Annotated in this window: 11 protein-coding genes; 8 read left to right on the plus strand and 3 right to left on the minus strand. The window is 56.1% G+C overall.

Annotated features, from left to right (window positions below):
* Positions 1-186 precede the first annotated feature (186 nt).
* The 3 genes from RT282_RS17115 to RT282_RS17125 are packed head-to-tail and all read left to right on the plus strand — an operon-like array spanning position 187 to position 4,953.
* Positions 187-3,288: a type I restriction endonuclease subunit R gene (locus RT282_RS17115; RefSeq protein ID WP_313316218.1), complete on the plus strand. Its 3,102-nt coding sequence runs from the start codon at positions 187-189 to the stop codon at positions 3,286-3,288.
* Entirely contained in the window at positions 3,288-4,004 is a 717-nt protein-coding gene (locus RT282_RS17120) for a M48 family metallopeptidase (RefSeq protein WP_197579716.1), read from the plus strand. Before RT282_RS17115 ends, RT282_RS17120 begins: the two co-directional genes overlap by 1 nt.
* Before the next feature lies 1 nt (position 4,005).
* Positions 4,006-4,953, plus strand: a complete 948-nt coding sequence (locus RT282_RS17125) for a COG2958 family protein (protein WP_313316220.1) — start codon at positions 4,006-4,008, stop codon at positions 4,951-4,953.
* Positions 4,954-4,957: 4 nt separating this feature from the next.
* On the opposite strand, the gene RT282_RS17130 is transcribed toward RT282_RS17125, so the two are convergent.
* The 3 genes from RT282_RS17130 to RT282_RS17140 all read right to left on the minus strand — a co-directional run bounded on the left by RT282_RS17130 (position 4,958) and on the right by RT282_RS17140 (position 8,065).
* Entirely contained in the window at positions 4,958-5,149 is a 192-nt protein-coding gene (locus RT282_RS17130) for a hypothetical protein (protein ID WP_313316222.1), read from the minus strand.
* A 126-nt stretch (positions 5,150-5,275) separates the two neighbouring features.
* Positions 5,276-6,319, minus strand: coding sequence for a hypothetical protein (locus RT282_RS17135; protein WP_313316224.1), 1,044 nt, complete (start codon positions 6,317-6,319; stop codon positions 5,276-5,278).
* Positions 6,320-6,721: 402 nt separating this feature from the next.
* On the minus strand, positions 6,722-8,065 hold the full coding sequence (locus RT282_RS17140; protein WP_313316226.1) for a replication initiation protein: 1,344 nt from the start codon (positions 8,063-8,065) through the stop codon (positions 6,722-6,724).
* Between the two features lie 627 nt (positions 8,066-8,692).
* Between RT282_RS17140 and RT282_RS17145 the strand changes: the two genes are divergently transcribed.
* From RT282_RS17145 to RT282_RS17160, 5 genes are all read left to right on the plus strand, one after another.
* Complete coding sequence (locus RT282_RS17145; RefSeq protein WP_313316228.1) at positions 8,693-9,865, plus strand: AAA family ATPase; 1,173 nt, start codon at positions 8,693-8,695, stop codon at positions 9,863-9,865.
* Between the two features lie 32 nt (positions 9,866-9,897).
* Positions 9,898-10,947 carry a ParB/RepB/Spo0J family partition protein gene (locus RT282_RS17150; protein ID WP_313316230.1) on the plus strand — a complete coding sequence of 350 codons (1,050 nt, stop codon included), beginning with the start codon at positions 9,898-9,900 and terminating at the stop codon, positions 10,945-10,947.
* A 1,027-nt stretch (positions 10,948-11,974) separates the two neighbouring features.
* Positions 11,975-12,205, plus strand: a complete 231-nt coding sequence (locus tag RT282_RS17280) for a transposase (protein WP_409519507.1) — start codon at positions 11,975-11,977, stop codon at positions 12,203-12,205.
* A gap of 14 nt (positions 12,206-12,219) precedes the next feature.
* Positions 12,220-12,471, plus strand: coding sequence for a transposase (locus tag RT282_RS17285; RefSeq protein ID WP_409519508.1), 252 nt, complete (start codon positions 12,220-12,222; stop codon positions 12,469-12,471).
* Between the two features lie 1,498 nt (positions 12,472-13,969).
* Positions 13,970-14,443 carry an integrase core domain-containing protein gene (locus RT282_RS17160; RefSeq protein WP_313316231.1) on the plus strand — a complete coding sequence of 158 codons (474 nt, stop codon included), beginning with the start codon at positions 13,970-13,972 and terminating at the stop codon, positions 14,441-14,443.
* The last annotated feature ends 920 nt before the right edge of the window (positions 14,444-15,363 follow it).

The following is a 15,363-nucleotide window of genomic DNA, read 5'->3' on the forward strand; positions in this document are numbered from 1 at the left end:
CAAACTGTTCCCCAACCTCTACTTCTGACTGGCACAGGAATTCGAGGGGACTTCATGCCCTGCTCAGTCACCACAAGGGCCTCAGCCACTTGGAGCTCGCCAAGGACGGCACGCCGAAGCATCCCCTCTACCTACCGGATACCCTCCGCCCTCAACCCCACCGATTGATTGCGAAGGAGGGAAGCCATGTCTGAACAAGCCCGATCTGAGCGCAAGACGCAGAACCGTGTCGCCGCTCTGTTTACCGATGCAAGTCGCCCTGACTGCCTTGGGTACGATCACTTGGGTGAGTGGAGTAAACGCGACAACAACCGCTGCATCGAGGCAGATTTTTTGCGCAGCAACCTCAAGAAGCGTGGTTATTCCGATGCGCACATTTCCGCTGCGCTGCAAAAGCTCCTGACCGCCGCCGACTCCACCGGCATCACCCTGTATCAAGCCAATCTGCGCACCTACCAACTGCTGCGCTATGGCGTACCGGTACAGATTGCAGCCGGGCAGGCGCATGAGACCGTACACCTCATCGACTGGGAAACGCCTGGCAACAACGACTTTGGCTTGGCCGAAGAGGTCACCTTGCGCGGCGGCTACGAGCGGCGGCCCGATCTGGTCGTTTACATCAATGGCATCGCGGTCGCCGTCATTGAGTTGAAACGCAGTTCGGTGGAGGTGGCCGACGGTGTTCGTCAGCTCATCACCAACCAGGAAGAGATTTTCAACAAGGGATTTTTCAGCACGGTGCAGTTGGTGCTGGCGGGAAGCGACTCGCAGGGTTTGCGCTACGGCACCACGGGCACCCCTGAAAAATTTTTCGTCGAGTGGAAGGAGCGCAAGGATAAAGGCGCAGCCCCATCAGAGCCACTCGCAGAGGGTGCGCTGCTGGATAAACCATTGGCGCGGATGCTTGACAAGGTGCGCCTGCTGGATCTGATCCGCAACTTCATCATCTTCGATGGCGGGCAAAAGAAGGTACCTCGCGTCCATCAATACCACGGCGTGAAAGCGGCCCAGGAGCGGATGAAGCAGCAGGAAGGCGGTGTGATCTGGCACACCCAAGGCAGCGGCAAGAGCATTCTGATGGTGCTGATTGCCAAGTGGCTGCTGGAATTTGACCCGCACGCCCGCGTCCTGGTCATCACCGACCGTGATGAGCTGGACAAGCAGATCGTGGGTGTGATGCGTAATGCAGGCGTGATTGGCGAGGATGCGGCATCGCCGCGCATCACCTCTCGCGCGGAATTGGTTGAAAAGCTAGGGGCAGCCACGCCACGCTTGATGTGCGCGCTGATCCACAAGTTTGATACGACCGACCTGAAGGGCGAGCCTCCGAGGGTGGTGGGCCGTGTTTACGTCTTCGTCGATGAATGTCACCGCACGCAAGGCGGCGACATGAACAAGCAGATGAAGCGATGGCTGGAGAACGCCATCTTCATCGGTTTCACCGGCACGCCTCTGCTGCGCAAAGACAAGCAGACCACCCGCGAGGTTTTCGGCACCTACATCCACACCTACAAGTTCGATGAAGCGGTGGCCGACAAGGTTGTGCTTGACCTGAAGTACGAAGCGCGCGATGTGCCTCAGCGCCTGACGTCAAAGAAAGCTATCGATGCGTGGTTTGATCAGAAAACCAAGGGGTTGAACAACTTTCAGCGTTCGGTTCTGCGTAAGCGCTGGGCGACGATGGAAGAGCTGATGAGTGCCGGTGAGCGCAAGCAGCGCATCATCGCCGACATCATCCACGACTTCGGAGTCCAGCCGCGTCTGAACAATGACCGGGGCACGGCCATTCTGGTGGCAGCCTCCATCTACGACGCCTGCCACTACTTCCGTTTGTTCCAGAACACGTCGTTTGGCAAGTACTGCGGAATCATTACGTCCTACGAGCCCAACCACAACGCGATTTCGCGCGAGCCCAAGGACAGCGACGAGCGCTACAAGTTTGACACCTACACCCAGCACGTCCTGCAGAAAGATCAGACCACTAAGGACTACGAGGACAAGACCAAGCAGCGCTTCATCGATGAGCCTGCCAATCTGAAGCTGCTAATCGTGGTGAGCAAGCTGCTGACCGGGTTCGATGCGCCTTCCTGCACCTACATCTACCTCGACAACGAGTTGCGCGATCACAACCTGTTCCAGGCTATCTGCCGCACAAACCGGCTCGACGGCGACGACAAGGACTATGGCCACATCGTCGACTACAAAGAGCTGTTCGAGAAGGTGCAGGACTCCATCGCCGTTTACACCTCGGACGAGCTGGACATCGACGAAGGTGGCGATGACGGCAACGTAGCCGTGAAAGACTGGCTGAAGGAAGGCAAGGCGCAGCTCGATGCTGCCCGGGAAGCACTGCGCTACTTGTGTGAGCCGGTGGCCATGCCCCGCGAGATGGAGCAGTACCTCCACTATTTCTGCGGTGATGCCAACGATCCAGAAGCGTTGCTGAACACCGAGCCGCTGCGCATCTCGTTCTACAAGTCAGCAGCCGCATTCCTGCGAGCCTATGCGGCAATTGCCCAGAACCTGGAGGACGCAGGATATTCAGCGGCTGATATTGCTGCACTCGAAAAGGAGATCGAGTTCTACAGCGACACTCGCACGGCGATCAAGAAGCATTCAGGCGAAGAGTTGGACATTAAGCCTTATGAGGCGGATATGCGCCACCTCATCAACACCTACATCCAAGCAGACCCAGCTGAAGATTTGGGAAATCTCAGCTCGCTCTCACTGACCGAGCTGATCATCGAAACCGGCATTCACGACGCCATTGCCAAGAAGCTCAACCAGAAGGGCAAGCTGTCGAGGAATGCGATTGCTGAAGGCATCATCAACAACGTCCGCAAGACGATCATTCGGGATCAACTGACTGATCCGAAGTTTTACGACGAGATCTCCAAGCTCCTCGAAGACCTGATCAAGCAAAAGCGCGACGACACCGCTGCCTACGAGAAATTCCTCGAGAAGGCCGAAGAGTTGGTGAAAAAGATGGCGGCCAAGAATACGGGCAGCCATCCGCACGTGCTCAACGGTCACCCGGAAGCGATCGCTCTCTTCAACAATCTGGCCAGCATTCCGGCCGCAACTTTCGTTTGTCCGACTGACGACGTTGGCAAGGCGACGCTCGCGCTCGAACTCGATCAGGCGATGCGAGAGCAGGCACCGGCAGGCTGGAAAGGGGATGACACCCGTGAGAAGCAGGTGCTCAATGCGCTGTTTCCCATCATGTCGCGGGATCGGGTGGCGACGCAGGCTATTTTCGAAATCATCAAGAACCAATCGGGGTACTGATGAACGAGACGATCCAACTGGGCGAGATTTCAATAGCGGTGACCAGGAAGGACATCAAGAATGTCCACCTCACCGTTCATCCGCCTGATGGACGTGTGACTCTCGCCGCCCCAACCAACACTCGCCTAGAAGTAGCGCGTGCCTACGCGATCTCCAAGTTGGTCTGGATTCGTGACCAGCAGAGAAAACTGGAATGTCAGGCGCGGGAAACACCACGCCAGTTCGTTGAGCGTGAGAGCCACCACGTTTGGGGGCGGCGCTACCTAATGACGGTGGACTACCAGGATGTAAAGCCTAGTGTTGTCCTCAGCAACAAACGGATCACCCTGATTGTTCGTCCGGGCAGCAGCGCAGAAAAGCGCGCGGAGGTGATGCATGAGTGGCACAAGTCGTTGCTGCACGAGGTTGTACCGCCACTGATCCAAAAGTGGGAGCAAAAGCTCAAGGTGAGAGTCTCAGGCTATTTCCTGCAACGGATGAAAACCAAGTGGGGTAGTTGCAATCACGCAGAGGGAAACATCCGCCTCAATACGGAGCTGGTGAAAAAGCCTAAGGATTTGTTGGAGTACGTCGTCGTGCATGAAATGGCTCATTTGATCGAGCCCACGCACAGTGATCGCTTCATCGCCATCCTTGAAGAGCATTACCCCAGCTGGCGTGAGGCCCGCGCCGAGCTCAACGAATTGCCACTGGCTGCAGAGGTCTGGAAGGAGTGATATGGCACTGAATCTGGCAAAGGTCGTCATCGGCTATCTGAAAGATCGGCCCGAAGAAAAATTCAGCGCACGGCAGATTGCCGAGTGGGTGTTCGCCACTTATCCGGATGAATGCCAGGAAAAGCGGGCCAATAGCCGCGGCGATTACATCAAGTCTGATGCGGATTTGGTGCAGCAGCTCGTCGCAGAAATCAGCTCGCAGCGCCCGCGCATGCAAACGAAGCATCCAGAACTCAAAACGACTGAAGGACGGCCGCGCAAGTACTACTACTCGGAGCGCTCGGACAGCGCCGAAGTGGCGGCGGCCGAAAGCGAGAGCACGTCAACGGCTGCGGATGCACGTGCTTTGAAGATTGACGAGCACGCTCTGTACCCGCTGCTCTCGCAATACCTGTGGGAGGAGTTTGGCGTTTTCTCCAAGCGCATCGACGAGAAGCGTTCGTCGAACAAGCGCGGGCCGAACGGCAACCGCTGGCTTTACCCGGACGTGGTGGGTATGGAGGACTTGGGCAAGGAGTGGCACCGCGAAGTGCGCGACTGCGTGACGCAGTATTCCGACAAGCGCACCAAGCTGTGGTCGTTCGAGGTCAAGTTGCTGATCAACCGTTCGAACGTGCGCGAGTGCTTCTTTCAGGCCGTATCAAACTCGTCGTGGGCCAATTTCGGCTATCTGGTCGCTGCGGAAATCGGCGGCACCGATACGCTGAAGGAACTGCGGATGCTGTTTGCCGCCCACGGTATCGGCTTCATCAAGCTGGACGTGGAAAACCCTGCCGACAGTCAGGTGCTGATTCCGGCCCGAGAGCGTGACGAGATCGATTGGGACATGGCCAATCGGCTGGCCACAGAGAACCGGGATTTTCTGGAATACGTGAAGCTGGTGAAGCAGTTCTACCAGACCGGCGAGGCGCGCCCGGCTGACTGGGACGTTCCGGAACTGGACGATTGATCACCTATTCCAGGTGACCGATCACGTCGAGGCGTTCGTCACCGCGCTGAAACGCACCGAACCAACCGTCGCGGGAGTCGGCGTGGGTGCGGCTCACTAGCAGCGTGAATCCCTCGCAGCCTCGTGCCTTGGCGGTGGCGAAGTCGGTGGTGTTGAATTTAGCCTCGCGCACCAACGTCGTGGCCACCGACTTCATGGCCGATTCACATCCCACCGGCAGAAGCCGAGGCAAACTACTACCGGCAACTCGCCAGTCAGTCCACCGCGATGGCGGCCTGACTTAAACCAAATAGCCTCCGCGAATCCCGGGGCGATTCACAAGCTATAGATTCATGGAGCGCCAGCTCTGGTCGTCCGCCTGTTTACTTATGGACGACCGAACACTTTCGTGGACCGCTTCGCGCAGGTGGAGCAGAGCCTTGATGTCTTTGAGGCCCGCACGTGATACGACTTCGGCTGGTGCAACGCCACTATTGAGCCACATCACAATTGATGTATTGCGAACGATTTGAGGCCCCAGCCTTGGGGGGGGCGGAAGCCCTGTCGCTGCAGCCGCACGCAGCAACAGTCCACGACATAGGAATAACAAGTTCTCGGACGTCATCTGGCGTCCATGGCTGGAGCAAAACAAGATGTTGTTGTCGCGGGCCCCGCGGTAGGCTGACCGTACTTCGCACCACACTTCGAGCGCATCGGCCAGTTCCAGCGGAGCTGCCAGTCGCCGGCGCTGATTTGGGCCAGGTCCGTCTAACTGCAGAGCGGTCACACGACCATGCCGTCCTGCGCTGTCATCTGTTTTGCGCAACACATCTTCGATCGTCAACGCCCGAACCTCCTGCGGCATGAGCCCCAAGTGGAATAGGCATAGCAAGAGGGCTCGATTGCGCACACCCAGGTTGCTCTTGTCACGCTCGCTGGGGAGCAACGCAAGCGCGGCATGCCACAACTCGGTCATCAGCACGGCACCTTGGTAGGTCTCCGAAGGCGGACGTTCCTTCTCATGGATTTGCAAGGCAGGATTGGAATTCACCCAGCCCTGATGAAGTGCATAGTCGTAGATCCGCTCAAGCATTCGGAAGTAACGCCGACGGGTGATTTCACTGACGGGCACACCCGCTTTGCGGTTGCGCAGTCCCGACTGCAGGAATCGCAGTACGTCAGATCCCTGGGCCGCATACCAAGGCACTGCTTGACCAGCCTCGTCCTCGGTGGCGTGTAAAAACTTCAGCCAGCTGGCCCACCCTTTACGGTAGAGCCCAGCCCCTTTTTCAGTCATCGGGTCGTAGGCTACTGAAGCCCTGAACCTCAGCCACTCCGCTACTACGTCAGTTGGCACCTCAGGCCTATGGAGAGGAGAAAAGGTCATCGGACTCGACGTCGCATTTATTTAGGTTACAAGCATGACCCAAACAATTATAAGCCTTGCCCCTCCGATCCTCGCGTTCACCGCCAAACGACGTCGCACTCGGAAAGTTGTCCCCAAAAAGAGCACGTGGAAAGCATTTCTTACCGGCCGTTGATCTTGAGGGTCTCTGTGCTGTTCAGCATGGCTCAGAGGGCCAAACGAGGAGACGACAGCGTGCGGCAGTCTTGTAACCTAAATATCAAATACTGCGCATCATCACAGACCGACTCGTGTCTTCGCAGCAAGCACAAAGCGATGCATGACTAGGCCGGAAGTCGGTCTTGGATTAATAGGAAGTGTGCGAGCTTGGGCATCCGACCGGCTTGATGGCCCCTTAGCTATGCCTGGTTACTGTGGGCCACGTCATTCTTCCAGCCAATTTGGGCCGTATTTCTCAGCGGCATATTTGTGCACTATTTGCACACCGACGGTGCCAAAAAAATAGTCACCCTGTGCGACCCGCCGGCGCAGGACCGGGCTCGCACGTCCTTCATTGGCCAGCTCGGTCATAACTGCTTCAGCGTACGCACGGTGGAATTGCGAATCAAGCGCTCTGAGCTCTTCCCGCATTGCATTGAAACGTTGAGTCTTGCGTTCAGCCTCAGCATGTCCCGCAGCCTGTAGGGGCACCTCGTCCAGCAGACTATGCTGATGTGGGACATCTTCTTCAGAGGCCTTTTGAGTGCCGTCTCCTTCTGGCTCAACCAACGCGTCGCCGTTGCGCAAGATGGAACGCAGGTATGAATAGGTGTTCTCTACCGGCTTCAAGCCCGTATTAGCTACTCGCTTTTCCACTGCGGACATCGCGGAATAAACGGCCTCCTCGCCGAAGCTGTTCATCAACGAGGAGAGCTTCATCTCGCTCACGCCGAGCTTTTCCGCCCGGATCACGATCGAAACATCGACGGGCCCAGCCTTATCTTCCGTCACTTTCTTGCGTTGGCGGTTGCGCACAATGAACTGAACCTCAGTGACCGCCCTGCCCTGGCGGTGCTCGACGAGTTCCACCTCCAGGTCGGTCAACTGGTTGACTTCCTCGATAGCCTTTTTGACGCGCTCGTTCTTAAACTTTCTCCATTCGCGCTTCTCTGAGGTGGACCGGCTCAACACATCAAGCCACCAAGCCACAGGTTTACGACTGGTCCTACCGCCAGGATTGTTGCGATATCGAGCGCAGATCTCGAAGAGCGCAATCGATTCGTAGCTGGGCAACGTTGCGAGGATCTTCAGATCAATTTCAGCCCATAAAGGCGGCTGTCGTAGAGCACTCATGATCGTCGGCGGATACGACCAAGAGACCCAGTTTTCCCCATTGCGAACTTCGATGACTGCTTCCGATAGCAGGGAGAAGCCTTTGTACTTCACGCCGTCGCCAGGCGCGGTCGATTGCCAATCGACCTCCATAGTCAGCATTTCTCGAATGTAGCGTTTGACCACCGTCCGGTCATCGCTGCTCGAGCCGCTCGTACGCAAGATGGTTTGAAGCGGTGCTTCGAATAGATAGTCAGCAGGAGGCATGGCATCGAGCGTCGCCAGGCGCGACTGCGCAATGTAGAGCATGACGTTGTAGACGCGCCTGCCCATAGCTGTGACGCAACGCGCAGACCTAGGCAGCATCACGATCATCTCGTGCGGCTTGCGCAGCGCTGCACTGTCCCGTTCCGAGGCCGAGGCGGAAGGCGTAGTGAGGGTCACTTCCTTGCTCATCTGATCAGTGTAGTTTGTCCGAGGACTCTTGGACACTTCAATTGAAGGAGGCACACGGACCCGTTAGCCGGTAAAAAACTGGACAGACAGGAGCCACCAACCGGTAAAAACCTGGACACCACTGACCTCAGAGCCCAGTATCAGGTCGGTAAAAAGTAGGACACTTGTGCTGCACGGCTGAGCCTTATCCGGAAAGTGAGGCTGTTTTCCGTTCGCTATGGTCATCAGAAGGCCAGTTGTCTTGCGAAGAACAGCTGGCTAGCTGTTGCCATAGCAGCCCTGCGAACGCCGGGCTAAGGCTGGACGGTCATCGGTAAAAAGAGCGACAGAAGCGGGAAAAAACCGGACAGATCCGGTAAAAAAACGGACGGACGGCGGATTTGTATTGACGTAACCCACTGTTATACATAGGGAATTTGACTTATCCACACCCTGCTAAGTTATCTAAGGTCTTCAAGATCTTCCTTGAACTCCCCTTCGGAGGAGAGTTTTGACAATAAACACAGGGAAGAGATGCCGTAGAGGTCACAGGTGAACCAAGGCTGGTTAGGAAAATCCACGTTCCAGACGATTTTTCGGCAACATCGCACATAATCGACATGTTGACGACTTTCTTAGGAAACACAGATGGACATCAAGCAGACGATCAAACGACAACACCTGCAGGACATTGAGGGTCAGTCGGCACGCATCTCCTCCATGATGGCAACCATCAGGGAGGTCATGCTTCGCCCGAAGGATGCGAAAAATGCCCCAGTCTTTGGTGCTACTCAACTCGCTACCGCGTGTGAGGTAGATAAGTCGAAGATCACCTACCGAATGAATAGAGGAGATCTGCCTGAAGGAAAAATGCGAGGCAATCGGCGCGAGTGGACGATGGAAGAGGCGTTGCCGTGGATTCGTGAGTTTCGGCGAGAACAGCTGAGGCCGGAAGACGCGGCGGCAGTCACGATCACAGTTGCCAATTTCAAAGGCGGCGTAGCAAAAACAACGACCGCTGTCACTCTTGCTCAGGGCCTGGCAATGCGAGGCCACCGGGTGTTGGTGCTTGATCTCGATCCACAAGGATCAGCGACTACGCTGTTTGGGGTACTGCCGGACGCTGAGGTTGATGCCGAACACACAGCAATGAAGCTTTTTTCGGGTGAGGAGCCAGACCTCACCTACGCAATACGCAATACCTACTGGCCAGGTATCGACTTGGTTTGCGCAGCGCCGTTGCTGTTCGGTGCTGAGTTCGCATTGCCCGCCAGACAGACACACGACCCTGGTTTTGAATTTTGGAAGGTACTTGATCGCGGTCTGGACAACGCGCGGGAAACGCACGACGTAATCATTATCGATACGCCTCCCGCACTGTCCTACGTCACAATCAATGCATTAATGGCGGCTGATGGGGTCTTGCTGCCTCTTCCTCCATCTGCATTGGATTTTGCGAGTTCTGCTCAGTTCTGGGATTTGTTCAGCGATCTGTGCAATCAACTCGTACGAAGCCGCGGTGAAGACAAGATATTTGAGTTCATTGACGTGCTGCTTTCCAGAGTGGAAGCGAACGACACGGCCAGCAGCGTTGTTCGCGGCTGGGTGTTAGAAGGCTATGGCGACAAAGTACTCCCGATCGAAATCCCGAAAACGGCGGTAGCAGCGACTGCTAGCGCCGAATTTGGCACGGTCTATGACGTAGCTCGAGGGTCTGTGAGCGCTAAGACGCTATCTCGCGCCCGGGATGCATATGACCGAATGTGTCAGCTCATTGAACAGCAGATTCAGGCCGTGTGGGCGTTGCAACAAGAACAGTGAGGCTAATAATGGGACTGAAGAGCAAAGCATCGATGATCGACTTCGGCGCGCTGCCAAAGACTGGTAGCGTTGAGAGGACTGGCGCCGCGGCCCGCCCGAAGACGGCTCCAGGCGCGCTGATGGCGCACACAAACGATCAGCGCTCCGAACTGCTTCGAGAGAATGAACGACTTAAAGGCGAAGCTGCGGAAGCATCAGTATTGCGTTCGCGTGTTGAAGGTCTCTCTGCTGAATTGCAGGAATGGGAAGGCGCAAAGGCTGCACGGCTGATTGATCCGCACAAAATTCAGCCAAGTCGGTGGGCCAATCGACACCAGAGTTCTTTTCAGACTGGCGACTACGAGGCGCTTAAGCAGGAGATCGCGGCGGCAGGCGGGAATGTGCAAGCGATCAAAGTTAGACCTCGGTCTGAAAACAGCACTGCTGATCAGCAATACGAAATCATCTTTGGTCATCGGCGCCATCAGGCGTGCTTGGAGTTAGGACTACCTGTGTTGGCAGTTGTTGAGTCCTTATCCGATCCCGACCTGTTTGTAGAGATGGATCGCGAGAATCGCGTACGAAAGGATCTATCCCCATGGGAGCAAGGAACTGCGTATAGACGCGCACTTGAGATGGGTCTATTCCCGTCCAACCGTAAGTTGGCGGAGGCCGTTGGAGCTGACCTAAGCCAAGTAGGGAAAGCACTATCGTTGGCTACCTTGCCTCAGGAGGTTGTTGAGGCGTTTGCCAGTCCCTTGCAACTACAGTTTCGCTGGGCAAAGCCGCTTGCTGACGCATGCAAGCTCGACCGGGAAGCTTTGATAAATAGAGCAAAGCATGCCCGGGGTATGGGCCCTGATCGTACTCCTGCGGCTGTTTTGAGGGTGCTGCTTGACCAAAATGAAGCTGGGGGTGGAACAGTTCTACCCCCAGTCGAGATCATGTCTGGCGGACAGTGTGTAGCGACGATTGCCATGGATGCCAGAGCTCGCGTTACCGTGAACTTTGATAAAGGTGCGATCAAGACCCGAGCTCACCTGGATAAATTATCGGAAGTGCTCGAGGAATTTGTGCGCTCGCTCAAGAACGAACAGAAGTAGCGCGAGCACGCCTGTTTGGAGGGCGAGGAAAAAAGGGGGGTGGAACGGTTCCACCCCCTTTTTTTTTGGACGGTAGCGAATTTGTGCCCGCCAGGAAGTGGCACACATGTGCGCCCAACGCTTCTGATCTGAAGAAATTAAAGTATGTTGATCGAAAAGATGCTTCATCAACAACTTACCGGATGAGTGCAGCGCAATCAGTGGACCAGCAAGAAAATGTCGGTCGAACGTTTTCTTGGCATTAAAAGGCGATCAGCAACGTGACGCGCCGCCATACCTGATCCCTGTTCAAACTGCGGTTGCCATGGCTGCACTGCGGATACGCGTTTACTTATCTTTAGCTCTGAGACGGTGCTACATGCCCAGTTTGAGTGCGAAGGGCGCAATTGCCGTGTCTCTTGCCGTAGATTGTTCCGAGCTGGATGAGATGCCGCACGTGCTTCACTATTCGCCTTACAGCCTTCACAAAAGTACCACTGCTGCGCTCCGCCCCCCAGAAAAAACCTGGATGGCCTCCATAAACTGAGCTTGTACGCATCATTGGCATTGGTCCCAGCCGCCTAAATGCACGCCCCAGAAAGCAGTATTCATCCTCCACCTGTAGTCTGACTAGGACGATTTGCCCTGTAATAGGTCTGTCGAAAAGCCACCGCGGTGGTCGAGGCCAGACGGACGGCAAGTGCGAAGTGTCGATAAAAGCGCCTACGTTAGGTTGCTCCATCCATCTCTGAGTCAGAACTCTAACTGTGCAAAGGTTGCCATCGAAGCCGGCTATTTCGACGTACGTGCTACCTATAGGTTCGTACGGAAGGGCAAATCGCACCAGGCTGAATCGACATTCAACCTTTAGTGGCTGGAGGACGACTGATCGATTGACTGCATTCCGCCCGAGCTGCTACGAGCTCAGCCATGCACAGTGGACACGCATGGAGCGGCTGCTGCCGGGCAAGGCGGGCGATCCCGGCCGCACGGCCGTGGACAACCGTGTGCTCGTCAGTGCCGTCCTCTGGGTGCTTCGCTCCGCGGCGTGCGCTGGAGCGATCTGCCTTTGCGTTATGGCGCCTACAAAAGTGTGTACAAGCGCTTTAGCCGGTGGGCCGAGAACGGCGTTTGGCAGCGCCTGTTCGAGACGCTTAGCCGAGGCCGGGACAACGAGTACCTGATCATTGACAGCTCGATTGTGCGAGTCCAAGGGCTTCCGGCCGCTGGAGAAGGTGGGCGCCGAGTTCGGCTCTGGAGGGCTCCAGAGGAGGGTTAAGCACCAAGAGCTATCTGGCCATAGATGGCCCGGGGCTGCACGTGCGGGTCTTGCTCACGGGCGGACACCGCAACGACATCATCCAGGCTCGACCACCGCTTGAAGGGCTCAGGCCGCAACATGTATTGGCCGACAAGGGCTATGAAAGTCGGGAGCCTGTCGAGGCGATCGAAGCCCAGACAGCCGAGGCGGTCATCCCGCCACGCAGTTGCCAGCGACCGCGCATCTACGACGAGGTCAAGTACCGTCTGCACAACCGGGTCTAGCGGTGCTTCGCACGCTTGAAGTAGTGGCGCCGCGTGGCCACGCGCTACGACCGCAAGCCCGCCAACTCCCTCGCTGGCGTCTTGGTCGCCTGCAGCCTCATCCAGCTGAATGTCGATTCAGCTTAGGCTTAACCGTCTGTGACCCAACTCACTTTGGGGTGAATGCAGACCGTGTGGTAAGCAAAATTCGAGTTACCCGGCTTGGCGCGCTCCGCGGGAAAGTTCTGGCAGTGGTTTGAAAGGAAGGGCAGGCGCGCGACAAGAAAATGGACATGCCGCGAATGCCGAGCGGTACACGATCGGAATGCGAACGCATCCAAAAAATGGTCGCGGTGGGATATGGCTGTCTTGCAGATTAAACCCCTGCCATTTAGGGCACCGAGGAGCTCAGTAAGACCACCAAAGGTCAGTAGCACAAAATCTCTCAACAGAGGGGGTGGAACGGTTCCACTCCTTTGCAGGCAAACCAGCTATGCGATGAGGGCTTCGCCGACCGAACGCAGCCGAACGTGAATTAATCAAGTGGAAAATTTTCAGCGTTAACTCATGGCATTCCTCTCACTAGGAGATGAACAAAACTGCTGAAACGTCGTGACAGCAGGAAAATTGGACGGAATGCAACCCCGAAGCGTCCAGCTTTTTACCGCCACGGAAGTGTCCGGCTTTTAACCGGCACGATGTGGCGGCTCTCTCGCTTTTTCCCGTCTGCAGTACGGCCCCCGGGACGTGCCGGTTCATAAAGAGACGGCCAACTCCACAGGCATCACGTCGATGAAGACGGACCCCGATCTTGCGCCCGGCGGACACTGAAGAGTTCGATGGCAGGAGGAATAGTTCTTCCTTCCCGTAGATCGGCTGAGCGCTTCGAACCACTCGACGGTACCGCCGGACCAGGAGCAACAAGAGCTTTGCCAAAAAAAGAAAACGTGAAGCCTACGCCCTGCCGACGGGACACCGCCACCTGTGCTACGGCAAGAAAAGGATCTACGCAAGTGAGAGGGAGCGAGATGCCGAAAAGTAGCTTCGGACGAGCAATTAATTGGCTTTATCAAGCAGCCCGCCGCCGGTATTGGCGTCGCCTCCCTCTACCGCCTGGAGGAACTCAGTCCGACGACCTTCCACAAGTGGCTGGTCAAGTCCGGGGCCATGGAGCCCAGCGACGCTAAACGGCTGCGTGATCTCGCAGCCGAGAACAACTCCCCCAGGATTTGCTAGCCGAGGCCATGCTGGACAACGAAGCGTTGAAGGTAGCCTTCGGCGTGAAGCGCTGAGTCCACCGCCGAAGTAACGGGCCGTTGGCAAAATGTTGGAAACGGCTTCGATCAGCGGACGGACGGGCCCGCATCCTAATGGGCCTGTCGCGCGACAGCTTCCGGCACCCGCCCCAGCGCGCGCAGCAGATCAACCTACGACCCAGGGCATCCTCGAGCTGGCACACGAGCAGCGGCGCTTTGGTGATCTACTCCGCAGGGCGAGCTCAAAGATCGCCCACAAGCGCATGTACCGGCTCTACAAGCAGGCTAACCTGCCAGTGCGCAAGCGCCCCAGCAAGCAGCGCCTAAAGCTCGGACGCATGCCGCTACAGGAACGCCAAGCCGTTGGCGAAATCTGGAGCATGGACTTCGTTAACGAAAGTTTGAACAGCGGTCGGCGAAATCTAAGTGTCTGCCCGTCACCGACGACTTCAGAAACGAGTGCGTGGACATCGCGGTCGACCAATGGCATTGGAGGCGAGTACATTGTGCACGTGTTCGACCAGATCGCTCGGTCCAGGGACTATTCGAAGACTGTGGCGATTGACCAGCTTCGCGAGTTCACCAGCCGGTGCTTCACGACTCAGGATCATGCCACGAGCTTACGCCACACCCTCAAACAGCCGGGCAGGCCAACGCAGAACGTCTGCACCGTGAGCTTCAACAGAATGTTCCGTGACGAGTGTTTTAACGACCACAGATTCCAAAGCCTGAAATAGGCTCGCGACGAGATTGCACGCTGGCGGAACGACAACAACGAAGTCCGGCGGCACAGCAGCTGCCAGCCAAGTTCGTTGCACGGCACCGTGGAACTACCAGCGGCGCCGTGCCGGCACCGGAGCAAATGCTGGGGGAACCTCCTTCAACCCCGAGGATTCCTTAAATTGACTGGTACGAGCTCCGGACGCAGTTCAGTGCGTTCCTCAAGACCTGGCTTGAGCGCCTTGCTATATGGCAGGGGCGAATCGCAATGATTAACTCGGAGTGGATATTTGCTTTTTGAATACCAAAAATATTGGCAAACTTCCGCATCAAAAGAAAGAGACTAAAACCTCAAGCCTGCGAAGCATCAAAATGCTATCAAGTCCTCATTTCCGGTTAGACTCAAAAAACTGAATAATTTTTCATTGTTATGAGTTTTGAAAAACTTCTCGACATCTCGCTCTGGGTATCGCTGGCTGGAGCAGTTGCCGCATTTCTCATAAAACACCTCATTCTTGAAAAAAGAGATTAGCATTAAAAGCGCTTAGTATCTGCTTGGTTACCAGGCATCTTGTGCATCGACTCTTTGGCGCTTTCAGTGGACTCATTCCTGCGCCTATCGGCGCGCCGGTCCACCCACAAGCGTACAAACCAAGACACGGCCGCCAGTACAATGCTAATTATGAGAAGAATTGTCGAGAGCTTCTCGTGGTCTATCATCAATTGACACCTCAAAACTGATGAATTGCTTTCCTTGTGAAAAATCGAGCGCAGTAGGGATGCGGCCGTGCAATACCTTATATGGAGTATTGCGCGGCAAAATTACGCAAAAGCAACACTCGGATTACTGTTGGGGCAGGCAGCAGGAGGGTTAAGCTCCTATGAAGTCCCCTTGAAAACCTGAACCACCCGGAAGTAGAGAATTCCCCCAGACGGA

Origin of the sequence: Pulveribacter sp., from assembly GCF_032079985.1 — a bacterium.
Lineage (GTDB): Bacteria > Pseudomonadota > Gammaproteobacteria > Burkholderiales > Burkholderiaceae_C > Melaminivora.

Coding starts and splice junctions, on each gene's coding strand:
- RT282_RS17115 (WP_313316218.1), top strand. CDS start 187: ATGTCTGAACAAGCCCGATCTGAGCGCAAGACGCAGAACCGTGTCGCC.
- RT282_RS17120 (WP_197579716.1), top strand. CDS start 3,288: ATGAACGAGACGATCCAACTGGGCGAGATTTCAATAGCGGTGACCAGG.
- RT282_RS17125 (WP_313316220.1), top strand. CDS start 4,006: ATGGCACTGAATCTGGCAAAGGTCGTCATCGGCTATCTGAAAGATCGG.
- RT282_RS17130 (WP_313316222.1), bottom strand. CDS start 5,149: ATGAAGTCGGTGGCCACGACGTTGGTGCGCGAGGCTAAATTCAACACC.
- RT282_RS17135 (WP_313316224.1), bottom strand. CDS start 6,319: ATGACCTTTTCTCCTCTCCATAGGCCTGAGGTGCCAACTGACGTAGTA.
- RT282_RS17140 (WP_313316226.1), bottom strand. CDS start 8,065: ATGAGCAAGGAAGTGACCCTCACTACGCCTTCCGCCTCGGCCTCGGAA.
- RT282_RS17145 (WP_313316228.1), top strand. CDS start 8,693: ATGGACATCAAGCAGACGATCAAACGACAACACCTGCAGGACATTGAG.
- RT282_RS17150 (WP_313316230.1), top strand. CDS start 9,898: ATGATCGACTTCGGCGCGCTGCCAAAGACTGGTAGCGTTGAGAGGACT.
- RT282_RS17160 (WP_313316231.1), top strand. CDS start 13,970: ATGTACCGGCTCTACAAGCAGGCTAACCTGCCAGTGCGCAAGCGCCCC.